Source organism: Paenibacillus wuxiensis, assembly GCF_040195695.1.
Classification (GTDB): domain Bacteria; phylum Bacillota; class Bacilli; order Paenibacillales; family Paenibacillaceae; genus Paenibacillus_B; species Paenibacillus_B suaedae.
In genome coordinates this window covers 244020-268519 of sequence record NZ_JBEFZI010000006.1, presented here as the reverse complement: position 1 = coordinate 268519, position 24500 = coordinate 244020, and the positions used below count along the sequence as shown (strand labels likewise).

Sequence of the window (24500 nt, the reverse complement as noted above, 5' to 3'; positions counted from 1 at the left end):
AGGAAAGCGAATGCAATCAAATTCTAAGCTAATTTTATACGTAGTATGTCTAAGCACGTTCTTCGCATCATTGATGCAAAACATCTATTCCCCGATTATTCCGCTGTTACGTGATACCTTTCATGTGTCGCTATCGATGGTGAACGCATCGGTCTCGATTTTCATTTTTATCGTTGCGATCATGCAAATTGGATGTGGGGCACTCATTGATGTGAAGGGAGCAAGGTTTATATTAATGCCTAGCATTGCTATATCGATTGCTGCTAGTATCGGCTGCGCAGTGACGAAGGATTTTACTTGGTTTCTCGTATTTCGTGCATTGCAAGCTGTAGGGACAGCATCGATTCCGTTAATTGCAGCTACCACCATTGGGAAGCTATACCAAGGAGCGGAACGGGGCAGTGCAATGGGGACTTATCAGATGCTAATGTCAATTGCTCCCGCAGTTGCCCCCGTGCTTGGCGGATGGATAGGAGGGAAATATAATTATCCCGGCATCTTCTGGTTCCTCACTGGCGTGTCGCTATTATTGCTTCTTGGGAATGGATTATACTTCCCGAAGGACCAGAGGAATCGGTCAGCTTCCATAAATATTCGCAGGATGATCGTTCAATATGGTATTGTGTTACGAAGCCAAGTCGGGAGAGGAATTCTTATGAATAGCTTCTTGTATTTCTTCCTGTACTTCGCACTCATCGTATACTTGCCTGCGCTTCTGACCGATCAATATCACATGAGCTTGACGATTGTCGGCTTGGTCTACCTTCCTATGGCGGTCAGTATGATACTGGGAACTGTGGTATACAAATCAATTCAAGCTAAAATCGATCAACGTCGTTTACTGCTCTACAGTAATCTAATGGCAGCATGCAGCATTCTTATATTTGCTCTGACTGAATCGTACTCTTTAGTAGGGCTGTCAATTGGTTTGTTCTTGTACGGTACAGCAGGTGGGGTGATTGCGCCTCTCTATTCAACCATGATTAGCAGCGAGTTCGAAGAACAGAGAGCAAGTGCATTAGGCTTGTACAATCTGATCCGCTATGTTGGGATGTCGGCCGGGCCGCTTATTTGTGGTCTGATTATCGTGAACTTTGGTTCAAGCATGACATTTGCTGCCTTCGGCGTACTGTTTGTCGTGCTCTCGATATGGATGGTTAAACGGTTGTCTACCCAACATGTTACCCAACCAGTTGCCAAAGAAATATAACGAATGCTTCCGTCTCTGTTGATTTGTATGTATAATTATGGGATGTGAAACTGATTGTTACATTCTGTTCGCTTTATATGGACATCATGACCTGGCTTTGTTACGAGACCGGGTTATTTGTCTATTCCGCCTGATAATAAGACTGATACAGGGGAGCTGAGTCGATTGCATCGTACATATGATTTACAACCACGCCTAGAAAGAGAGGGAGGGGAGAATGTTGGTGAAGCCGGGGCCAATTTATTTGGGGGCGACATTTGTTGGTATCGTTTTGATATCCATGCATCACTTAGGACGTTCCTTCGGAGATGAGATCTTTCTCTTTCTTGGTCTATCGCCGTGGGTACAAATGGATGGTGGGAGTTGGCATCCGCCTGTAATTTTTGGTATCCTTTTATTAATTGTTGGAATTCGGGGTGCAGCTCGCTCTTATAATCATCCAAAGCTAGCAAAACGGCTGATTATCGGGTGTATTTTGTTCGCGATGGTATCCCCTACGGTTAGCAAAGGTGTGATGTTCACCGTGAAATATTTCGCATCGGGGATATCTTCGTTAGACTACACAAAGGAGGGCAGCAGCTGCTCGACTGTGCAATATTCTGAAGATGTGAAGGAGCTGACCACTATTTGCACATTTACCGTATATAATTACGGTGAAGAAACAAATGTCCGCATTCGTCCCATACGATTGATGAATGACGACACTATTGAGTTTGATTTTCAAAGTGTAGAGCTGATCCCTCACCAGAAAAATAGTGTGACCGCGGAATACCGTGTCTATGCGAGAGATTCTACGGCTTTTTACAGCGGGAGATCGAACGAGATTGGAGCGGAATTGGAGTTGTTTGGTGAAACTAAAAGCGATAAATAAGAAAGGAACCGAACTATGTGGAAAACGTTGAAGCTGTGGATTCCAAGTGTAATTGTCGCAGTCTGTCTGTCATTATTCATTAAAGCATATGTCGCGGAAGCGATGAGTGTCCCGACTGGCTCGATGATTCCGACGATAGAGAAGAAGGATCACTTGATCGTTGAGAAAATGATGTGGTTAACCGATCTAAAGCATGGGGATATTGTTGTATTTTATCCGCCAGTTGCGGAAGACCGGTATGTGAAACGGCTTATCGGCTTGCCGGGAGATCGTATTGAAGTAAAGAATGGACAGCTGTATCGGAATGATGTTCCAGTCGAGGAACCATACATTCTGGAAAAGATGAACTATTCCTATGGGCCGATTACGGTACCACAGGATCATTATTTTTTCCTTGGAGATAACCGGAACAATAGCAACGATTCCCATCTTTGGGATAAGCCGTTCGTGAGCACAGACGAAATAATCGGCAAGGTGCTGGCTGTTGTACCGACACATATTTTTAGCCAATAGGCGTCGCCTTTTATCCATTATCATACAAGAAGAAACTATAAGACCTCACCTGTGATTACCTGTTATTAATCAAGGGTGGGGTCTTTTTATGCAAGGTATGACCCTCGATATGTATTTGGAACCTCTGTTGCAGAACATCAATATTTCCCATAGCTATTCAAGCATAGATGGGAGGGTTGAGATTGGCTTTGGTAGCGGGGAAAAGAAAACCCTCTGTATGCTGAGCCTATTAGCTCGCAACAGAGGGTGTGTACATAGCAAGTTAAATAAGTAATTCTAAGTCTCGATTCACTTATGCTTGATTTGCAGTATTGCGAATATGCTTCTTGCGGCCGATCTGAATAAGCGTCAAGAAGAATGCTGCCAATACACCGCTTCCAAGCAGCATCAGGAAGCAGCCGTTCCAGCCGGAGGATTCAACGATAAATCCAACGAGTGCGCTTGCAGTCAAGTTACCGAACAAGTAAGCGAACAAACCAGTCAAACCAACCGTTGTACCTACAGCGAACTTCGGTACGAAGTCGATTGCGCTAAGGCCAATCAAGAACTGTGGTACATAGATGAGACAGCCGATAATGGATACGGCAATCGTAATTACAAGAACGTCCGAAGACTGCCAATATACGAGCGTAGCCAACAAGACTCCGACCATGCTGATGATACAGAGCGGCATCCGGTTGCCTTTGAACAACTTGTCGCTAAGGATACCGACTACGAGCGAGCTTACAATTGCTGCCCATTCGAATACAGCAAATGCAACATGAGATTGCGATTGTGTGAAGCCTTTTTCTTCCGTCAAGTATAATGGTACCCAGTTCAAGACACCGAAGCGAATGAAGTAGACGAATACGTTCGACAAGCACAGGAACCAGATAAATTTGTTTTTAAGTACGTATTTAAACAAGATTTCTTTCAAGGACAGCTTGTCGCCGTCTGGATTGCGTTCTACATCATCATAATCGTTGCGATATTCGTCGATTGGCGGAAGGCCGATCGATTGTGGCGTATCCTTACCGGAGAACCATACAAATACGGCGATAACCATGGCCATAATCGAGGGAACGACGAAAATTGCGGATTGCCAGTAAGCATTGCCGAGAACCCCTAATGCAACACCGACGATTGGTGCAATAAGACCTCCGCCGATATTATGGGATGTATTCCAGATTCCCATATAAGTACCGCGCTCTTTCTTCGAGAACCAGTTCGCCAGGGTGATACTGCAAGGAGGAGCACCCATGCCTTGGAACATCCCGTTCACGATAAGAAGCATGAAAATGAGACCGAACGTGGAAGAAGAGCCCATGATAAGGTTAATAATGGCAGACAAGAACAAACCAACAGCGATAAAGCGCTGTGTATGGGCTTTATCTGCCAAGTTCCCCATGAAGAACTTGCTTATCCCGTAAGTGACGGCGAGTGCCGAGCTCAACAAACCAATTTGAGAAGTGGTAAACCCGAGCTCACTCTTTAAATAAGGTGTGGATAACGTAAAGTTGCTACGTACTAAGTAGTAGCCTGCATAACCGATAGAAATGCCGATCAATGTACGAATCCGGAAGATTCGGTACAATTTCGCGATCATGTGCTCCGGCAATCGTGGTATGGCGGGAGCTTTTTTCAACCAAGCAAACATTCTTCATTCTCCTTGACCTTTTGTGTCTGCACGCAAGTTGTTCCATTGATTCAAAATCTGTTCAAGTCTGCGTAGTGAGCTGTGTACGGGAAGTACAGCTGAATTCGAAATATCCTGTTCGTTCTGATGAACGGTAGGAGTACCGAACGATACTTGTTCCAGAACAGCTGCTGCCTCTTGGGACAAGCTGTAATTAATGAACCAGTCCGCAGCGGTCTCATTAGGTGCATTCCGAATTTTAGAGATCCCGTTCACAGATAAGCTCGTATCCTTCGGAACACTGCTAACAAGATCGAATCCTGCATCGCGCAGCTTGCGCTGATCTCCGAGGAAATTGATACCGATTACATACTCGCCTGAACTAACGTATTGAGCTGGCATGTAACCGTTCACTGTGAGAAGCCCAACATTGCGGGTAAGACCTTTGAGAAAGGCCGTTGTTCTCTGCTCGCCCCATGCCTCGTATAAGGAGGAAAGGAATGTATATGCCGTTCCGGAGTAATTCGGATCGGGCATAACGATCTTCCCTTGGTAAGCAGGAAGAAGAAGATCTTCCCACTTCTTAGGCATCGTTAAGCCTAATGGCGCAAATTCCTTATTCCAATGGTCACGATTGACAGCAATAGACAATTGTTCAATCTCATATCCTGCCCAATACCCATCTTCATCCTTGAAGGAGCTAGGAATCGCAGCGAGATTCGAGCTGCGAATAGGGGAGGAGAGCTTCTCCTGTTTCATTGTCAAATGCGCGTCAATCGTTCCGCCGATGACGAGATCCGCTTGCGGTTTGGCAGATTCCTGTGTAACACGCCGCAATATTTCTTCTGTGGACAAACGAATGTACTCATACGTACAACCTGTTCGTTGACAGAATGAGGATAGCAATGCGCTACCGACTTCCTCACGAGCAGCGACGTATGCAACGATATGGCGCCCATTTAATTGGGGCACACCTTGCTCATCTACGGTGATCGTATTTTGATCTTTGGTACAGCTTGCCTGCGTGAATAGGCAGATAAATAATAGAAGGTAAAGGAATCGTGTCATTTTATTGTGCCCCTATGTTCTTCCCATGAAGTAGTGACCCCAATTTTGTCCGCAAATAGATTGAATTGCCGTTGTCATCCCCCATGTATTCCATGACGACGTAATCGGCGTATACGACCATATGCAGCAGATTGTTGCGGTCATTCAGCATCTCATTATCCTGTTTGAAAGCGGTAATATAAGCGAGCGGCTTTTGCTTGCGCAGCAGCAGCAGCTGTTTCATCTCTACCGGATCCTTAATTTCAGATGCCTGACTTATCTGAGATACCAAGTAACCCTTTTCATCATCTTGCAGACTTTCCTGTATACCATCTATACGATAGGTAAGCTCTTTGGAAGAGCGGATAAATTCCGCATAATGTTCTGGCGTATAGAACAGACTTAACAGCTGCGTCTGCATAGCAGACAGCATTGGAGTCTCATGTCCTGGGCCGTAAGACCATTTGCCAAGGGTTAAGGTATTTTCGAGCGAGAAGGTCTGCTCACTTCCGTTCAAATAGCGAATTCGTCCGGAGAACATGGCATGTCCTTCATCTCTCGCAGTCATTATCTGCTTCGGTTCATACTGCTGCTTAATGCGATCCACATAGGATACAAATGCATGCAAACTTACCTCGTCATTGACCTGGAGAGTTCCCCATTTCCCATGAAAGATAGTTGCCTGCACGGGAAGGGAATCGCTTACTTTTTGCAGTACTTCATGCTTATCATAGATAAGGCCGACTTCTTGATAGACTTGTTCATTCAAGTAATAGCCGGCGATCATCAGCACCAGAATGACACCTCCAAATAGGAAGGCATTCCTTAACATCTTGTTCATCCTTCATTATTCTCCTTGGACAGAATAAACGACTATCATTTCATAATCGCCTCGTAATTGTTTCGTAAATGTATTATTTCGTGAAAATCGGCAGCGGATGTGAATCAAGTGCTGCTGGTGAACGAAAATCCAGCGTAACGATTGTTCCGATTCCCTCCTCGGAATGGATAGACATCGAGCCGCCTTGTCTAGTCATTAGCTGTTTGCAGATGAGCAGACCGAACCCGTTGCCTCCGCTGGAGCAACGAAGGGAGTCATCTGCTGATGCGATCCTGAATCTCTCAATTAGTGAGTGACTAAGTCCGATACCATCATCTTGGAATGTAATGGATACTGTCTGCTCACTGGTGCGCTGTTGAATGATGAGTTCAGACGCATCGCTATATTTGATTGCATTATCAAGCAGATTCAACAAGATTTGCTTTGTCTTATCCGGGTCGGCTACGACCATTGTGGAGATTAGCTGATTCGTAAGCTTAATCTGATATTTATCTAATCGTAGCTGAACAATATAGACAGCCTCATTTGCAATGGTTGCGATATCACATATGGTAGGTGACACCGAGAATGGGCTGTCGCTATATTTCGACTGAGACAGCAGTTCCTCTACTAGGGTAAGCATTCGTTCGCTTTCGACGGAAATATGGCGCAGGCTCGTCTCAACATCCTTACTGTCCTTCAACCGCGGAATTAAATTTGAATACCCCATAATTGCAGTCAGCGGAGTCTTCAACTCATGGGTGACCCGATCAAGGAAATCACGCTGCTTGTCCTTCTCCTGACTTAATTGCTGAACATGAAGCTCGATTGCATCGGCCATAGCATGGAAGGAATGGGCGAGTTGGCTGATCTCTTCGTAGGCGCTTAATTCGATGCGTGTACTATAATTGCCGCTTGCCAGCTTCTTCGCCATATCTCGAAGCTGCTCGATAGGCTTGCTTAATGATTTCGCGAAGCGATTCGCAATAAGCACAGCAACGGCAAGAATGAGAAGGAATGTAATCGCAAAGGTCGCATTCATTCGATTCAGTAATTGAGCCTCTTCTTCCAAGGGTTGAAGAAAACGAATCAAGCCGATGACTTGATTATCCACATAGATAGGACTCGAGAACAGGAGCAGCGGCGAAGGAGAAGCTTTTTGAATCATATAGGACTTGGTCCCATGCAAAGCTTGCTCCGTATCTTGATTTACATAAGACAGCGATCCGCGTTCCGTATCCGAAAGGACATGCTGCTGTGCATTCATGATCTGTACCCGGACACCCATCCGTTTGGACAAATAAGAGGCAATGAGCGTTGCTCCTTTTTGAAGCGTTTCTTTTGGTTCGCCCTGCTGCTCGCGTTCCACATAATTGATCGTATAGATCTGGGCCTCGATGCTGAGCTTCTGCAAGGAATGAACGGCTGATTGATAAATATTATTCTGCAGTGAGATGTCGAGCACAATATAAAGAAACAACATAACGGGTATGAAAAGGGCGAGTAGTGCCAAATAGATTCGTTTCTGTAAAGTCATCGGTTGTCCACCTTGTAATCATCATAGCCAACTGTGTCAGCAATCAATTTTATAGCCAACTCCATAAATGGTTTTGATACGATCACCTTCATTGCCGAGCTTTTTGCGAAGGCGCTGAATCATAATATCAACGGCTCTCGTATTTTCCGGATAGTCGAGCTTCCACACTTTCATGAGAAGATCGTCACGTGTAAATATGCGCTGCTTGTTCGAAATGAGCAGCAGAAGCAAATCATATTCACGATAAGTTAATATTAGTTCCTTGTCATTTACGTGGATGGATCGCTTCTCTGAATCTACCCGGAACGGGCCACATTGAATAAGACTGCCATTGCTGTCATTTACTTGAACTGGCTTGTTCAATCTGCGTTCGATAACTTTAATTCGAAGCAGCAGCTCCGTGCTATGGAAGGGCTTGACAAGGTAATCATCTGCTCCTAATTGTAGTCCGAGCAGCTTGTCATTAATTTGTCCTTTGGCAGTAAGCATGATAATCGGAATATCCGCGTTGCTAGCGCGGAACTCGCGAAGCAGCTGATAGCCGTCTGTATCAGGCAGCATCACATCGAGAATAATGAGGTCGATATGCTCTTTCTGCCACTGCTCATTGGCTTCGCGGCCGTTAGCGGCGGTATGTACTTGATATCCTTCGATTTCCAAATTAAGTCGAATGAGATTCAAGATACTCTCTTCGTCATCGACAACTAGAATATTCATCGTGTTCTCCTCGTTGATAGGAATAATAGTACTTTTTATAAAAAACAGCTTTGGAAAAGGCTACTGCAAAGATCCTAAATGAACCACACCCATAACTGTACACGATAAGCGATGCAAGCATGCGTGGTAATGTTTGCTAAATATACAAAATTAATTGGTTCATTAGTCCTATAAAAAGCAACTTATCGCCTAGAAGATATTTAAAATTTATCAGTAATATAGTATGATTGTCGCATAAATACGGTTGCTTTGAAATGATGGCAAGTGCCTATCAACAAAGGGAAAGAAGGTGTCTGAAAGTGGGGCATGTCCATCATATTCATGGGACATATGATTTGTTTCTCGTTATCGTTTCTTATTTAATTGCTGTAACTGCATCCTACTCTGCATTGGATCTTGCCGGGAGAATCAGTATGAGCAAAGGAAACAGAAGATTAATCTGGCTAATATGCGGGGCAACATCAATGGGATTGGGCATCTGGTCCATGCATTTTGTGGGGATGTTATCCATGTCGCTGCCGGTGAAAGTTACATACGACATCGACTATGTAGTTATCTCCGTAATCCTTGCGATTTTCGTCTCAAGTATCTCTCTCTTTACCGTAGCGAGGAAGAAGATCGGCATTGGCGAGCTTATCCTATCAGGCATATTGATGGCGCTTGGAATATCTGGCATGCATTATGTTGGCATGGATGCGATGATGATTGGGATTACCTATGATACAGCAATTGTGATATTGTCGATTGCAATCGCGGTGACTGCTTCTGCGATCGCTCTGTGGCTTCTGTTCTATTTCCGCAAGGATCAAGCAGGAAGCGGAACATGGTACAAGCTGGGAAGTGCGTTGATCATGGGCGCTGGCATTGCAGGCATGCATTATACAGGTATGATTGCAGCTCATTTCTACATTGATCCGAACATTTATCGGAGATCTGCCTTATTGATCGATCCGGCAGTGCTCGCTTACATTATTGCCTGTGCGACATTCTTGTTACTGGGCATGACCTTATTCGGCGTATTTATCACCAGACGTCTGTCCCAGAAAGATTATGTGATTCAAGAACATGCTGGTTGGTACCGGACATTGTATGAGAACAATGTGGATGGAATCATATCCGTAGATACGAACGGACAAATCATTAGCATAAATCCTGCGGTCATTCGGATGATTGGCGGGCAAGCGGAAGAATACATAAACCAAAATATATCTAATATTGAAGCGATCGTTGCCGATGATTTAACTGAAAGAGCCCGCAAGTTGTACGATATTGCGATTGAAAACAAAACACATAGCTATGATACGGCAGTGATTGCGAAGGATGGGCGTCGGTTAGAGCTGAAGGTAATTATCGTACCGGTGGAGATTGAAGGTGAGCTTGCAGGCAATCATGTTATCGCTCGGGACATAACGGAAGAGAAGAAAGCGAAGGAACAGATTAAGCATCTGGCCTATCATGATGATCTGACCGGACTGCCGAATCGTCGCATGTTCAACGAGATTCTGACACAGCTCATTAAGGATTGTGAACGGGAGGATGGATACTTCGGCGTAATGGCCCTGGATATTGATAGGTTCAAGTTAATTAATGACTCGCTTGGACATACATACGGCGATATATTCCTGAAGGCTGTAAGCGATCGAATTATCTCTAGCGTAGAAGGGTATGAAGCAACGATCTCACGGCTCGGAGGCGATGAATTCATTGTACTCTGCCGTACGAATCCGGCTGGAACTGATTGTGAGAAATTGGCCACGCGTATCGTCGAGGAGATGCGGCAGCCATTCCGGCTGAAGGATAATGATTTCTACATTTCAACAAGTGTCGGCACGGCTATCTATCCGAAGGACAGCACAGATCCGGTTGAATTGATTAAGAAGGCCGATGCAGCTATGTACGAGGTGAAGAAACACGGCAAGAACGGTCATCAATTCTACACTTCAGATCTCGATGTTGGCCTGCTAGGCAAGATAGAGCTAGAAGGTGACTTGCGCAAGGCAGTACAGAAGGAAGAGCTAGTCCTGCATTATCAGCCTCAAATCAGTACGGAAGAGAACAAAATGATCGGCGTCGAAGCGCTCGTGAGATGGAACCATCCGACGCGAGGCCTGTTAATGCCAGGCGCCTTCATTCCATTAGCTGAAGAGACAGGAATGATTAGTGAAATCGGCAATTGGGTCATTCGGGAGGCATGCCGTCAGATGAAGGAATGGCATGATGCGGGAGGTCCGCTTATTCCTGTATCTGTCAATCTGTCAACACAGCAGTTCCATCATTCGAATCTCACCGAGCAAGTGAAGCTGGTACTGCACGAAACAGGTCTGCCCTCGCAATATTTGGAACTCGAAATCACGGAGAGCATGATGATGGATGCGGGGATATCCACGACCATTCTGCATGAACTCAATAAGCTTGGCATTCGTATTAGCTTGGATGACTTCGGTACAGGATATAGTTCTCTCAGCTACTTGAAGACGTTCCCGATACATAAGCTGAAGATTGATAGATCCTTCATTACGGATATATCCAGCAACGAGAATGATAAAGCGATCGTTGCAACCATTATTTCCATGGCGCAGCATTTGAAGCTGAATGTGATTGCAGAAGGAATTGAGACGAAGGAGCAGTTGGATATTCTGACTGAGAAGGAATGTCGTGAAATTCAAGGCTATTACTTCAGTAAGCCGCTGCCTGCAGCAGATGTCGAGAGCTCTTTTTTTGTACCGCTGCGAACTGAAGATACGGTATGAAGATAAATGTAGAATAATTTTCGGTTAAATAAATGATCATGAAGACATATGAAATTGGTGTCTTCATAGTCACAATGAATTATAATGCTTTAACTTTAATAGCATTTTTTGATTATTTTTCAATGAAGAAGAATCGTGCCAAAATTCCGGTAATTGGGATAATGGTATTTCATTTTCGAATTATGGAAATGGATGGAACTAATTCCTGTGACTTAAGTCGCGATAATGGTTCTTTCCTCATGAAATTATAATCCCGCACATAGTGCTGGTTCGAAAGCGCGTCTATAGGTATGTGGAACCTTTGCAGAGCGTGAAGTTATGGGTAAGATGTGGTCGGGACAACTAATGAATGTATGCTCATATTGTCCTGTACATTTTCACCTATAAGTGACGTGATGACACGGAAGGAGACAGTACGAATGACGAAGAGAAGCGAATGGAGCACAAATGTTAAAACGCTTATCCTTTCATGCGGGATAGTTGTATTAGGTGCCGCAGCAGCAGGCGGTTATGCTGGTACAGCGTACGCACATGGTTATATGGAAGGACCGACAAGCCGGGCGCTGCTGTGCAAGCAAGGAGAAAATAAAAACTGCGGTTCTATTCAATATGAGCCACAGAGTGTAGAAGCAAAAGGTAATTTCCCAGTAGGCGGTCCGAAGGACGGAGAAATTACAGGCGGTGGGATCTTCCCCGAGCTGTTCGAGCAATCGGCAGATCGATGGACGAAGGTTACCCTGCATGGCGGCAAAAACACGATGTCTTGGCATCTAACTGCTCCGCACAGCACGAAGGAATGGAAATACTACATTACGAAAAAAGGCTGGAACCCGAACGAGCCGTTGAAGCGCTCGGATTTGGAATTGTTCGCATCGTTCCAAGATGGCGGTAAAAAACCACAGACCAAAGTATCTCATGAGGTAACCATTCCAACAGACCGCAGTGGTTATCATATTATATTGGGTGTCTGGGAAATTGCGGACACAGGCAATGCATTCTATCAGGTCGTGGATGTGAACTTGGTGAACAATGGCGAGGTTCAGCCACCAACGGTTCCATCTAATCTCGAATCGAAAATCCAAACAGCTGCAAGTATTGAGCTAGGCTGGGCAGCATCAAATGCTTCAAATGGCATTAAGCAGTATGAAATTTACCGTGATGGCAAACTCGTTGGCACATCTGTGACTCCATCCTATGTAGATAAAGGGTTAACTGCTTCCACCTCGTATGTGTATACGGTAGTCGCAGTTGACGGGGCTAATAATCGTTCAGCGGCAAGCAACCCGCTTACTGTGACAACGAAGGCGGCTGTTGTGGATACAGAAGCTCCATCCGTTCCGACGAACGTAAGAGCGCCTCATACGATGACTACAGGTGTTCATCTCGTATGGGATGCATCCAAGGATAATGTTGGGGTGGCCCAATACGAAGTTTTCCGCAATGGTACGTTTGTCGGTACAGCAGTGGAGCCATCCTTCATGGATCAAGGGCTGAAGTCTGGCACGACTTATACTTACACTGTAGTGGCTGTAGATGAAGCGGGCAACCGATCTGCGGCGAGCAATGCGGTTCAAGTGACTACGAAGTCGGATGAGCAGACATCGACGACATGGGACAGCACGAAAGTATATGTAAGCGGCGATCGCGTCACTTATCAAGGTCTGGATTATGAAGCAAAATGGTGGACGCAAGGCGATAAGCCAGGCTCTTCTGATGTATGGAAGCTGCTGAGCGATGTGGCACAAGAGTGGAATTCTTCAACCTCCTATGATGGACAAGCTAAGGTGACATATGAAGGCGCCACGTACCAAGCGAAGTGGTGGACAAAAGGCGAGACGCCAGGAAAAACAGATGTGTGGAAGCTTGTAAAATAAATGCATAGTTGAATACAACCCGAAAAAGCCGTTCTCGAACGAAAGTAGCCGGAGAATTTACTCTCCATCCGCTCTCGTTATGGGACGGCTTTTTGCATGGATGTCGCTTTTGTTTACATTCCGTTTAAATTCATTGATTATGATGGACTCAACTTCACAAGTGGATAATATATAAGGAGCTGGGGATCAATGGATAGAGAAATAGAAGGAACGAAGGGGTCATTCGGAAATTGGCGGCAATTTTTACGCGTCATAAATGAGACAAAGCCATCGAAATTGATGTTATTTATTGCGTTGCTGATGAGTATTGGTTCAACTGCTGTCTCACTGGTAATACCGATGTTTACGAAGGGGATGGTAGACAACTTCTCCATGTCGAAGCTGGATACGATGCAGATTGTGGCGCTGGCCGCAGCTTTCATTATTCAGACGGTTGCTTCCGGTTTATCGATATACATGCTGAATCTTATCGGCCAACGGGTTGTAGCTGGATTGCGGGATCGATTGTGGAGGAAGCTCCTGATATTGCCCGTATCGTATTATGATGAGAACAAGACTGGTGAGACGGTAAGCCGAATTACGAATGATACCGGGATTGTGAAAGGGTTCATTACTGAGCATTTATCAAGTTTCTTCACGGGAATCGTTTCCGTGATCGGTTCATTTATCGTATTGCTGTACTTGGACTGGCAGATGACGGTCATTATGCTCGTTGTCATTCCACTCGCAGCACTGGTTTTACTCCCGCTTGGGAAACAAATGTTCAAAATATCAAAAGGCTTGCAGGATGAGACAGCGTCCTTCACTGCTGTATTAAGCCAAGTCCTGTCCGAGATTCGTCTCGTGAAAGCATCGAATGCAGAGTCCAGAGAATATGAGAACGGACGCAAGGGCATCAATAACTTGCTTCGTTTCGGCATTAAAGAGGGTGTCGTTCAGGCGTTGATCGCTCCGATCATGTCCTTTGTGTTAATGGTCTTGCTTGTTGTTATCATCGGATATGGTGGAATGCGGGTATCCTCAGGCGTGTTGTCTGCGGGTGAGTTGGTTGCCTTCATTTTGTATCTGATTCAGATCGTGATGCCGATGAGTCAGCTATCGATGTTCTTTACGCAGCTGCAGAAGGCAATTGGAGCAACGGATCATATGATCTCCATCTTCGATGCAGCAGAGGAAGATCATGTACATGGCAAGCAGGTGGAACAAGCCGATCAACCGATACAAGTGGAGAATGTCCACTTTGCTTATGCTCACGGTGAGCCTATACTAGAGGATGTAAGCTTCACGATTCCTGCTGGAAAAGTGACGGCAATCGTAGGTCCGAGCGGCGGTGGGAAGACCACACTATTCTCGCTGTTCGAACGCTTCTATTTGCCAACCTCAGGGGCAATTAAGCTTGGAGAGGTGGATATTAACGAATTCTCTCTCCAGTCTTGGCGGACTCAGATCGGTTATGTGTCACAGGAAAGTCCGCTTATCGATGGAACGATTCGTGAGAACATCTGCTATGGTATGAATCGTGAAGTGACGAACGAAGAACTGGAACATGCCGCGCAAATGGCATACGCAGACGGCTTCATCCAGGAGCTTGCTGAAGGGTATGAGACTCCTGTAGGAGAGCGGGGGCTTAAGCTGTCTGGCGGTCAGCGGCAGCGGATTGCCATTGCACGGGCACTGCTGCGCAACCCGCGTATCTTGATGCTCGATGAGGCAACATCCGCGCTGGACAGCAAATCAGAAATTGTTGTACAGAAGGCATTGAACAATCTGATGCAGGGCCGTACCACGCTCGTGATTGCACATCGATTGTCTACCGTAGTAGATGCTGATCAAATTTTGTTCGTCGAGAAGGGCCAGCTAACAGGCTGCGGCACCCATGCGACATTGTTCGAGACGCACGAAATGTACCGTGAATTCGCTGCACAGCAGCTCCGCATTCTGGATGAATCGGAGGAGGCTTGCTAGTAGGAAGAAAGGGGCGGTAATGAGTAGATGGCAACCATACTCGTAGTTGACGATGATCCACATATTCGCAAGCTAGTCACCGTATTTTTGCAGAAGGAGGGCTTCAAGACCATTGAAGCCCCTGATGGAGTTGAAGCTCTTACCCAAATGGAGAGCAATAAGGCTGACTTGGTTGTGCTCGATATTATGATGCCGAACATGGATGGGTGGGAATTGTGCCGTGAATTAAGGGCGCTGTATGATATCCCGCTCCTTATGCTAACCGCTAAGGGCGAGACATCACAGAAGGTCAAAGGGTTCAACCTTGGAACAGACGATTATCTAGTGAAGCCTTTCGATCCGATGGAGCTTGTCGTTCGCGTCAGGGCGCTGCTCAAGCGGTACCAGATCGCTACATCAAAAATCGCTCAGTTCGGACGTATCGTCATGAACCAGCATACACTCGAAGTAACCACTAGCGATGCGACGTTTTCATTGCCTTTGAAGGAATTCGAACTATTATTCAAGCTGGGCGGATATCCAGGCAAAACCTTTTCCAGGGAACAATTGATAGAGGATATATGGGGGTATGACTACGAGGGTAATGAGCGGACAGTTGACGTGCATATTAATCGCTTGCGGGAGAGGTTCCCTGAGACTGAACATGGGTTCAAGATCAAGACGATTCGCGGGCTTGGCTATCGGCTAGAGGTGCTCGAATGACCCTTCGTGAACGGTATGCAGCCTTTAAGGCGACGAAGATAGGTCGTGTTCTGAAATTCATAACAGGAATGGCAACCATATTATTACTTATCCTGGCATCATGGTCATTATCGTATTTGATTAATCCTTACGTCATGAACTGGGTCGGTTGGAAGCAAGACAGCTATTGGGCTTTTCTTGTTCTATGCGTGATGGGACTGCTATTTTTCGTTGCGGTACTTGCAATCATATTCCCGTTTGTCCGCGTTAAGCACGTTAAGTTCTACCAATCCATTCTGGATGCGCTGAAGAAAATTTCCCAAGGGGAGTTTAATATCAGTATCCCGATGTATGAGGATTTCCGCGATGAATACGGATCTCTCGTTGACGGGATTCAACAAATGGCAGACAGCTTAGGGGAAATGGAGCAGATGCGGCAGGAGTTCATATCGAATGTCTCGCACGAAATTCAGTCACCATTGACCTCGATTCGCGGATTCGCACGTGCCTTACAGAGTGAGGAACTGAGCGAAGAAGAGCGTCTAAATTATCTTCAAATCATTGAAATGGAGACGATGAGACTATCCAAGCTTAGCGAGAATTTGCTCAAATTAACGTCACTGGAATCGGAGCACCATCCGATGGAAATGAAGCGCTATCGATTGGATCAGCAGCTTCGTAATATCGCGTTGATCAGCGAACCCCAATGGCTGGAGAAGCGTATCGAATTAGATTTGATTGTAGATAAAATGGAGATTTCAGCGGATGAAGAGATGCTGAGTCAAGTATGGATGAACCTTGTGCATAATGCGATTAAGTTCACGCCTGAAGGTGGGGCTATTCATATCGAGGCGCGCATGTCTAATGGAACGGTTGAAGTGTGCATTAGCGATAGTGGGATTGGGATTGATGAGGAGCATATTCCGCATTTATTTGAGCGGTTCTTCAAGGCAGATGTGTCTCGCAATCGTACCATCGCTGGTAATGGGTTGGGGCTGTCTATTGTGCAGAAGATCGTCCAGCTTCACTCTGGAGATATCCAAGTGTCAAGTAGGAAGGGAGAAGGGTCAACCTTCTGTGTGAAGCTTCCCTTAGACCCAAATGCGGCTGAATCATCTATTTTAGAAGCAGGAAGCGCCGGTTTACGTAAGTAGCGTGAGCGGCGCTTTTTTAATAGGTTCAGTTTTTCTTTCTTGGAATGGATAAGGTGCTCCATTTCTCGGACTTCAATTCCTTGGCAGCGTACACAATTTGACCGACATGATAGGCGTAATGAGACATCTGGCGCTCGATGGCCTCCATGACAGTGTGCGGCTGCTGACGGATCGTCACCGTCTTGGTGAGATCATCTACGGTCAGCGATTGAAGGGTGTCTAGAAACACCTTCCATCCCTGGTTCCACACATCAAGGAGCATTTCGCGACTCGTTATGTTGTCCTCGAATTCTTCATCTCGATTGCGATCGTCCTTCTCGCCGTCTGTAGTGAGGAAGTCGGTCCAGCGTGAGATCATATTGCCGCTCATATGCTTTACGATGACCGCGATGCTGTTCGAGTCCACATTGTAAGACCAGTTCCACTCTTCGTCCTCTAATTGTTCAAACGTTCGTTCACCCATCTTCTTCAATTCTACAAATTTCTCATTGACGACTTGCAAATAATGCTTGGCGATCTGGCTTTCCGTTTGCAACACCATACGAATCATCCTCCTCGAATGAACATCGTTACTATATGGCTACGGATCAACACGAAATAATGAGTAGTATAGCAGCTTCCTCATGATGGTAATGATACTTCGTATTATGCAATGAATATGAACTGTGGGCAATGGAAATGAGCAAATTTTTTTATAACAGAAGAGACGAAAGCGAAGCTTATCATACAGTTAGTTGTACGAAAATGGGAATCATTCGTGTTAGAGGATCAATGAAGGGTTTGAATGAGACGAGAATGATGTGGTGGTGGATAGGTAGATGGATCGACGAATAAAGCGACGCCTGTGCGCCTTACTGATTTGTTGTATTGCGTGCTGTATAGCCGTCATCGTATTTCTGATCCAATTGAAGGGGAATAAGGATTCTAACTATATGGGAACGACTTTGTTCGCAGCAATGCTGTCACTCTTTTTTATAGTTGGCAACACGGCAGTGCTAATCAGTCTGCTTGCGCAGCGTCGGGCTAAGAGGAAAATACAATAGTACGTAGGCAGCAGCTTGGAGATTTTTCACCAAGCTGCTTTTTTGCATGTTGCTCGAGTTGAAGCCATTCATTTATGGACATTCGACCGGCTAATCAGAGAATGTTATGATATTCACAACACAATCGAAACGAAACAACAACCTAGCAGCAGCAACGGCAATGAAAAGAAGGTGTGTGAACATGTACTTTGATCGTGAAACGATTCGAAATAGATTGCATGCCCAATTGAAATCGAACGGGCACATTATTGGCGTAGCAGCCGGTGCAGGGATTTCGGCTAAATATGCGGTAAAGGGCGGCGCCGATTTCATTTTGGCCTTGAATTCGGGGCGTTTCAGACAGATGGGCTTAAGCTCTCTAGGGGGACTGCTCCCATTTGGGAACTGCAATGAGCTCGTCATGGAATTTGGCTCGAAGGAAATTGTACCGCTCGTCAGAGAGGTACCGGTGATGTTCGGGTTATGCGCAACAGATCCGACAATTCGGTTGGAGGCGTACATTCAAGAAATTCAGAATAAAGGATTCTCGGGAATCAACAATTACCCTACCGTTGGACTGATTGGTGGACAATTCGGCGAGGCGCTAGAAGAAGCGGGTATCAGCTTCGAGTCGGAAGTGGAAGCGATCCGTATCGCAAGCGGGATGGGCATGTTCACGATTGCGTTCGTGTTCAACCGGGAACAGGCGCACCTGATGGCAGCAGCCGGTGCAGATGTAATCTGTGCTCACTTAGGATTTACGAAGGGCGGCGTATTAGGTGCGGCGAAGGTGCTCTCTTTGAAGGCAGCCGCAGACTTGGCGGCGCAGATTTTCCAAGTGAGTGATAAAATCAATCCGAATGTGATCAAGATGATCTATGGCGGTCCAGTCAATACGCCGGCTGATGTGAAATATATGTATGACAATACAAGTGCAGTCGGGTACTTGGGCGGCTCATCATTTGAGCGAATTCCTTCAGAGGCGGCGATCACGAAGACTGCGATTGATTTTAAGGAAGTTGGGGTAACGGAGCAAGACAAGCTGCTTCATAAAATGCTCGAAGGGGTAACGAAGCATTACGATTATGTGCAGTTCGTGAAGGAATACGTTGAGGCGAACTACATGCATGATATTTCGTTTGCAGAGCTGGCCCAAGTTGCACATCTGTCTAGAACCCATCTGAGTTATTTATTCAAGCAAGAGGTGGGATGTACATTTCCAGAATACTTGACTAGATTCCGAATCAATAAGTCGATCGAGTTGATGAAGCAGCGTCATTTAGATTTGTCGGAGCTATCTGGCTTGGTTGGCTATAACGATTATGCGCACTTCAGCAAAATGTTCAAAAAGACAACGGGATTGTCTCCAAGAGAATATCAACGACAATACAAAAACACATGAACATCGTACAAATATACATGAATCAGAATCGGAATCGCCCTATACTTGAATTGTAAGCCGGCTTAGGTAGTTCATATAGATCAGTACTTCATATACTTCCACTTCATAAGGAGGTTGTTATATTGAAAACAGTGGCGATAGTCGGTACGTTCGATTCCAAAGGAGAAGAGTTTTTGTATGTGAAGGAAATTCTAGAAGGGCTTGGATTGAATACGCTTACGATTCATAGTGGAGTATTTGATCCGATGTTCGTTCCCGATGTATCGAACGAGGAAGTGGCTAGAGAGGTGCGGGCGGATATTCATGAAATCGCCTCCAAGAAGGATCGCGCCTTAGCAACCGAAGTGTTGGCCCAAGGAATGGAGAAGCTGATTCCAAGGTTGTATTCGGAAGGGAAGTTCGATGGCATCCTCTCCTTCGGCGGCTCTGGCGGTACTTCTATTGTAACGCCAGGAATGAGAGCGCTGCCAATTGGGGTGCCGAAGATCATGGTATCGACGGTTGCTTCTGGCAACGTATCGCAATACGTAGGTACTAGCGATATTATGATGTATCCATCGATCGTCGATGTGTCGGGCTTGAACTCGATCTCGACACGCATCTTTACGAATGCCGCACTTGCGATTGCTGGCATGGTGAAAGAAGAAGTAACGGTGACGGTAGAGAAGAAGCCGCTAGTTGCAGCCACGATGTTCGGTGTGACAACGCCTTGCGTCAATCATGCGAGAGAGTACTTGGAGAAGCATGGATATGAGGTTGTTGTCTTCCATGCGACAGGTGCAGGTGGGAAGACGATGGAATGCTTGATTGAATCCCACTATTTCGATGGTGTTCTGGATTTGACAACAACAGAATGGTGCGACGAACTGGTCGGCGGTGTGCTGAATGCTGGGCCGCATCGGCTGGAGGCCGCAGTGCGGGCTCAAGTGCCTCAGGTCGTATCGACGGGGGCGCTGGATATGGTGAACTTCGGGCCATTCGATTCCGTGCCGGAGCAGTTCCAAAATCGTAATTTCTATAAGCATAATCCGACCGTAACGCTGATGCGAACCACGGTTGAAGAGAATATAGAGCTCGGTAAGATCATTGCCGATAAGCTGAATCAAGCAACTTCACCGACAGTGCTGATGCTGCCGTTGAAGGGGGTATCCGCACTGGATGTAGAAGGACAGCCATTCTACGGGATGGAAGAGGATAAGGCTTTATTCGATACACTTCGTACGCGGATCAATAAGGAAGCTGTAGAGCTTATTGAAATGAATGCAGACATCAATGACGAACAGTTCGCAATCGCAGCAGCTCAGAAGCTCATTGAGCTGATGAAGCACAGCAGCAGCGAAACTTACATCAAGGAGGAAGTACAATGAAACAATCACGCCAAGATATCATCAATAAATTAAAGCAACAAGTTGCCAATGGTGAAATGATTCTCGGAGCCGGAGCAGGAACGGGGATTTCCGCGAAGAGTGGGGAAGCGGGCGGCGTTGACTTAATTATCATTTACAACTCAGGCAGATATAGAATGGCGGGACGCGGCTCACTTGCAGGACTGCTTCCTTATGGCGATGCTAACCAAATCGTAGTCGACATGGGCGCTGAGGTGCTGCCTGTCGTGAAGAATACGCCGGTACTTGCGGGTGTGTGCGGGACGGATCCGTTTCGCATCATGGAAGTGTTCCTGAAGCAATTGAAGGAACAGGGCTTCGCGGGTGTGCAGAACTTCCCGACAGTCGGACTGATTGACGGGGTATTTAGAGCGAACTTAGAGGAAACAGGCATGGGCTATGACCTAGAGGTAGATATGATTCGCCAAGCACATGAGCTCGGCATGCTGACGACGCCATACGTATTCGATGAAGAACAGGCGATTAAGATGGCGAAGGCCGGGGCTGACATTCTGGTTGCGCATATGGGTCTGACTACGAAGGGTACTATCGGAGCGAAGACAGCATTGACGCTTGATGATTGCGCGAAGAGAGTGCAGGCAATTGCCAACGCAGGTCGATCGGTTAATCCAGATATACTCGTTATCTGCCACGGAGGTCCAATCGCTGATCCAGAGGATGCGCAATATATCTTCGAACATACAACAGGCATCGATGGATTCTTCGGGGCATCGAGTATCGAGCGTTTTGCTGCAGAAGTCGGAATCAGACAGCAAGCTGAAGCATTCAAGAATGTGAAGTTGAAGCAGCAATAGAACATTAGCATAGCGGGGGAGTGAGCGCTCTCCCGCTTCGTTCGTTGAGGTTTGCATGTCTCATTTTCGCATGAAGATGTTTGAATTTGAATATACAGCACATGTGCATTTTGCATATACAAAGGGGCTTGCTGCGCTTATGCAGCAAGCCCCTTCGTTATGTGTTGGTGTCTATCTTAGGCTTTGCGGCTTCCCAATACGCGGAGTGCAATGACCGCTAGGATAGCGCCAACGAATGGTGCTGTTACGAACACCCACAGTTGGGACCATGCTTCGCCGCCGAGCAGTACAGCAGGCCCGAAGCTGCGGGCAGGGTTAACGGATGTTCCTGTCAATCCAATACCAAGAATGTGAACGAACGCAAGTGTAAGACCGATCACGATTCCGGCTACACTGCCCTTGCTTTCATCCGAAGTTACACCAAGAATGGCGTAAATGAACACGAACGTCAATACGATTTCGACAACAAATGCCATGATTGGAGTAATGCCGATGCCGTAACCAGCCCCGAATCCGTTCTGGCCAAGGTTCGTTACCGCAGTGCCCGTGGAATCAATGATTGCATACAGCAATCCAGCGCCTGCTACAGCCCCGATTGTTTGAGCGACAACATACCCGATGAAGTCTGTAACAGACATTTTTTTATTGAACAGCATGGCAAGTGAGACAGCTGGGTTGACGTGACATCCGCTGATTGGCCCGATTACATAGGCCAGCGCAATGATCGACAAGCCGAAGGCAAAGGCGATGCCGAGATTTCCGAGCTGTGCTCCTGCAGTTGCTGCGCTTCCGCAACCGAACAGAACGAGTACAAATGTACCGATAAGTTCGGAAAGATATTTTTTGATTGGTGAGTGCATGTAGTTCCTCCTTGTAATACTTACGAATTGTCAATGACAAATACCATATACACCTTTGAAAACCATAAAGAAACATCCAATATTTTCTGAAAAGTCATTAAAAATGTCCTTTCTCTGTTAAGACTATGCGTCATTACAGCAAAAATATGTTGAATCCGATTCAGAAAAAGGGCATTTGTCTTACCTTTGAAGATATAACGCGAATAAAAGAGGAAAACGTAGGCTGATGGAGAAATTTATATCAGATCGAGGGGTGGGTAAGAATTCCAATTGGTAGGCAGCGAAATAGGAGAAAAGTTCCTTGAAAATGAAAGCGTCAAAACTTCAATTTCACTCAAGCAATATTATGAAACATGCACGACTACAAAAGGAGATTCAGTTAGAACTGCATTTCCATATACAACGAAGAAAACCCGCTACTGTCGACTATAAGATGATGAAGCGGGTTTTCATTTACCCATGGCACTTCATGTTGAAAAATTCATCTGAACAATCGTGGGTTCACTTTATACAGAATAAAGGACATGACCGAAGGAGGTGATCTCTTTTAGCTAAATCCGTATCTAACCCAAAAGTTTGATCCGAAAGGAGAGATCAGGATGAAAAAAATGATGTTTGCGCTTTGCTTGATGCTGCTCATATTGACGTCTTTCAACTTTGGTAGCATGGACGCCAAGGCGGCTGAGGGGGCACGGATTGCTCTTAGTAACCCTTCAAGCAGCGTACATGTTGGTGACACGTTCAAGTTGCAAGTGAGCGGTGAAAATTTCAATGATCTATTTGGTGTCGAGGTTTCGCTAACGTACGACCTCAAGGCTTTGCAGGTGCTGGAGGTAAAGGCCGGTGACGGGTATGATACTTTTGGCGCTTACAAGGATGATGCCAATGAAGGGAAGCTTTATATCCCCGTGATGAGAAAACAGCTGCAAGGAATTCCGCAGGCATCTGTTCGCCTAGCAGAAATTACGTTTAAGGCGCTGCAAGGAAAACAGGCCGCTGTCGAGATTCAGCATGTGAAAGCCGTAAGCAGCGAAAGAGTTGTTAATGAGCAAGGATACAAAGATTTGAAAGTGCTTACATTTGGTGTAGGTGAAGCAATAACATTTACAATTTCGAAGAAGGACGACCGAGATCCGTCTCCGGGATCGGGGTCAGGTTCAGGATCGGGCACCACGAGCGGACAGACGGGTTCAAGCAAGGAGCCGGTTTGGAATATGGATGCCATATTGAAGGAAAAGGATCCGGTACGTGCTGCGGAAATGCTGCAAACCTTACTGAACGGGTTGAAATTGGAACCGGCTTCAGCGGACAAGGAGGTCATGCAGAAAGCTGCGTTATCCATCCTGGAGAAACTATCTTCCATTTCTATGAATAAAGAGGGCGTGGATACCTATGTGATTGCCCCAGAGGATCTGAGCAAGCGAAAAACACTTTTGGAGGACATGAAATTATCTCTGTCTCAATGGAAGATGAATACTGCGGAAATCAATAAAATCGAGCTTAATGCATTGTTGGAATATACGCTGGGCGGACGTGATGTCAATAAACTGGGCGTTTATCGTTATAACACGGCTACGGCTGCTTGGGATTATATCAGGGAAGCCCTCCATCAAGAGCAGGCTAGTAAATTCAGGCTGGTTGTAAAGCAGGCCGGGACATACCGAGTGATGGAATATACCAAGTCGTATGAAGATATCTCCGGCATTTATCCGGAAGCTCGATATGCAATTGAGGCTCTAACTGCGAAGCATATCGTGCAAGGGACATCGGAGACGTTATTTTCGCCTAGCAAAGCAGTGACCCGCGCTGAGTTTTCTTCCATGATCGTGAAAGCGCTCTCCTTGGATCGGCTTATAACGGATCGTAAAGAAGAAGCTGCATATTCGGATGTTAGGAAAGGCGATTGGTATTACGAAGACGTGAAAATAATGCATCAGCTTCAAATAACCAAAGGTTACGACGATGGCACATTCAAGCCGAATGAACCGGTGACCCGTGAGCAGATGGTCGTCATGATGATGAATGCATTACAAATCCTCGGTCAGGTTCAGGGCGGCAATGCGCAGGCTTCAGGCAAGGCGTTTGCTGATCAAAATGCAATTAGTTCTTGGGCCAAATCGTCGGTAAATAAGGCAAAAGAAATGAAGATCATTTCAGGTACGGGGCAGAACCTATTTATGCCGAAGCAGTCTTCAAATCGTGCCGATACGGCCGTGTTGATTTGGAAAATGCATCAGCATGCGAAATAAGGGAGGGGAGTCG

General features: G+C 46.0%; 20 protein-coding genes. 13 read left to right on the top strand and 7 right to left on the bottom strand.

Features of this window, described 5'->3' with window-relative positions; all coding sequences use genetic code 11:
- Positions 1-10: 10 nt before the first annotated feature.
- The 3 genes from ABN764_RS15300 to lepB all read left to right on the top strand — a co-directional run bounded on the left by ABN764_RS15300 (position 11) and on the right by lepB (position 2594).
- Positions 11-1210, top strand: coding sequence for an MFS transporter (locus ABN764_RS15300; protein ID WP_446672392.1), 1200 nt, complete (start codon positions 11-13; stop codon positions 1208-1210).
- A 217-nt stretch (positions 1211-1427) separates the two neighbouring features.
- A complete protein-coding gene (locus ABN764_RS15295) occupies positions 1428-2081 on the top strand; it encodes a hypothetical protein (protein ID WP_174809785.1) in 654 nt (217 codons plus the stop codon).
- A gap of 15 nt (positions 2082-2096) precedes the next feature.
- Positions 2097-2594: a signal peptidase I gene (gene lepB, locus ABN764_RS15290; RefSeq protein WP_446672391.1), complete on the top strand. Its 498-nt coding sequence runs from the start codon at positions 2097-2099 to the stop codon at positions 2592-2594.
- Between the two features lie 292 nt (positions 2595-2886).
- Here the strand turns inward: lepB and ABN764_RS15285 are convergent, their stop codons facing one another.
- The 5 genes from ABN764_RS15285 to ABN764_RS15265 form a co-directional block, all read right to left on the bottom strand.
- Positions 2887-4230, bottom strand: a complete 1344-nt coding sequence (locus tag ABN764_RS15285) for an MFS transporter (RefSeq protein WP_021255145.1) — start codon at positions 4228-4230, stop codon at positions 2887-2889.
- 3 nt (positions 4231-4233) lie between these two features.
- Positions 4234-5277: an ABC transporter substrate-binding protein gene (locus tag ABN764_RS15280; protein WP_446672390.1), complete on the bottom strand. Its 1044-nt coding sequence runs from the start codon at positions 5275-5277 to the stop codon at positions 4234-4236.
- 1 nt (position 5278) lies between these two features.
- The gene (locus tag ABN764_RS15275; protein ID WP_021255143.1) at positions 5279-6097 is read right to left on the bottom strand and encodes a DUF3919 family protein; all 819 of its coding nucleotides are present in this window, start codon (positions 6095-6097) and stop codon (positions 5279-5281) included.
- A 73-nt stretch (positions 6098-6170) separates the two neighbouring features.
- Positions 6171-7613 carry a sensor histidine kinase gene (locus tag ABN764_RS15270; RefSeq protein ID WP_174809787.1) on the bottom strand — a complete coding sequence of 481 codons (1443 nt, stop codon included), beginning with the start codon at positions 7611-7613 and terminating at the stop codon, positions 6171-6173.
- 36 nt (positions 7614-7649) lie between these two features.
- Positions 7650-8330 carry a response regulator transcription factor gene (locus ABN764_RS15265; protein WP_044355347.1) on the bottom strand — a complete coding sequence of 227 codons (681 nt, stop codon included), beginning with the start codon at positions 8328-8330 and terminating at the stop codon, positions 7650-7652.
- Positions 8331-8743: 413 nt separating this feature from the next.
- On the opposite strand from ABN764_RS15265, the gene ABN764_RS15260 reads away from it, so the two are divergent.
- The 5 genes from ABN764_RS15260 to ABN764_RS15240 all read left to right on the top strand — a co-directional run bounded on the left by ABN764_RS15260 (position 8744) and on the right by ABN764_RS15240 (position 16754).
- Positions 8744-11080, top strand: a complete 2337-nt coding sequence (locus ABN764_RS15260) for a putative bifunctional diguanylate cyclase/phosphodiesterase (protein WP_446672389.1) — start codon at positions 8744-8746, stop codon at positions 11078-11080.
- 419 nt (positions 11081-11499) lie between these two features.
- Positions 11500-12954, top strand: coding sequence for a lytic polysaccharide monooxygenase (locus ABN764_RS15255; RefSeq protein ID WP_446672388.1), 1455 nt, complete (start codon positions 11500-11502; stop codon positions 12952-12954).
- Between the two features lie 189 nt (positions 12955-13143).
- Positions 13144-14919, top strand: coding sequence for an ABC transporter ATP-binding protein (locus ABN764_RS15250; protein WP_174810312.1), 1776 nt, complete (start codon positions 13144-13146; stop codon positions 14917-14919).
- Positions 14920-14946: 27 nt separating this feature from the next.
- Positions 14947-15621 (top strand): response regulator transcription factor, encoded by a 675-nt coding sequence (locus ABN764_RS15245; RefSeq protein ID WP_174810311.1) that lies wholly within the window; start codon positions 14947-14949, stop codon positions 15619-15621.
- On the top strand, positions 15618-16754 hold the full coding sequence (locus ABN764_RS15240) for a sensor histidine kinase (RefSeq protein ID WP_446672387.1): 1137 nt from the start codon (positions 15618-15620) through the stop codon (positions 16752-16754). Before ABN764_RS15245 ends, ABN764_RS15240 begins: the two co-directional genes overlap by 4 nt.
- 25 nt (positions 16755-16779) lie before the next feature.
- On the opposite strand, the gene ABN764_RS15235 is transcribed toward ABN764_RS15240, so the two are convergent.
- On the bottom strand, positions 16780-17295 hold the full coding sequence (locus tag ABN764_RS15235; protein ID WP_446672386.1) for a DUF1572 family protein: 516 nt from the start codon (positions 17293-17295) through the stop codon (positions 16780-16782).
- Positions 17296-17572: 277 nt separating this feature from the next.
- Here ABN764_RS15235 and ABN764_RS15230 point away from each other — a divergent pair, with 277 nt between their 5' ends.
- The 4 genes from ABN764_RS15230 to ABN764_RS15215 all read left to right on the top strand — a co-directional run bounded on the left by ABN764_RS15230 (position 17573) and on the right by ABN764_RS15215 (position 21378).
- The gene (locus tag ABN764_RS15230; RefSeq protein ID WP_072731263.1) at positions 17573-17797 is read left to right on the top strand and encodes a hypothetical protein; all 225 of its coding nucleotides are present in this window, start codon (positions 17573-17575) and stop codon (positions 17795-17797) included.
- A 181-nt stretch (positions 17798-17978) separates the two neighbouring features.
- Positions 17979-19178, top strand: coding sequence for a phosphoenolpyruvate hydrolase family protein (locus tag ABN764_RS15225; protein WP_446672385.1), 1200 nt, complete (start codon positions 17979-17981; stop codon positions 19176-19178).
- A 122-nt stretch (positions 19179-19300) separates the two neighbouring features.
- A complete protein-coding gene (locus tag ABN764_RS15220; RefSeq protein ID WP_446672384.1) occupies positions 19301-20545 on the top strand; it encodes a Tm-1-like ATP-binding domain-containing protein in 1245 nt (414 codons plus the stop codon).
- The gene (locus ABN764_RS15215; protein ID WP_446672383.1) at positions 20542-21378 is read left to right on the top strand and encodes a phosphoenolpyruvate hydrolase family protein; all 837 of its coding nucleotides are present in this window, start codon (positions 20542-20544) and stop codon (positions 21376-21378) included. Before ABN764_RS15220 ends, ABN764_RS15215 begins: the two co-directional genes overlap by 4 nt.
- A gap of 176 nt (positions 21379-21554) precedes the next feature.
- Here the strand turns inward: ABN764_RS15215 and ABN764_RS15210 are convergent, their stop codons facing one another.
- The gene (locus ABN764_RS15210; RefSeq protein WP_446672382.1) at positions 21555-22238 is read right to left on the bottom strand and encodes an MIP/aquaporin family protein; all 684 of its coding nucleotides are present in this window, start codon (positions 22236-22238) and stop codon (positions 21555-21557) included.
- A gap of 599 nt (positions 22239-22837) precedes the next feature.
- Here ABN764_RS15210 and ABN764_RS15205 point away from each other — a divergent pair.
- Positions 22838-24487 carry an S-layer homology domain-containing protein gene (locus tag ABN764_RS15205; protein WP_446672381.1) on the top strand — a complete coding sequence of 550 codons (1650 nt, stop codon included), beginning with the start codon at positions 22838-22840 and terminating at the stop codon, positions 24485-24487.
- Positions 24488-24500 lie beyond the last annotated feature (13 nt).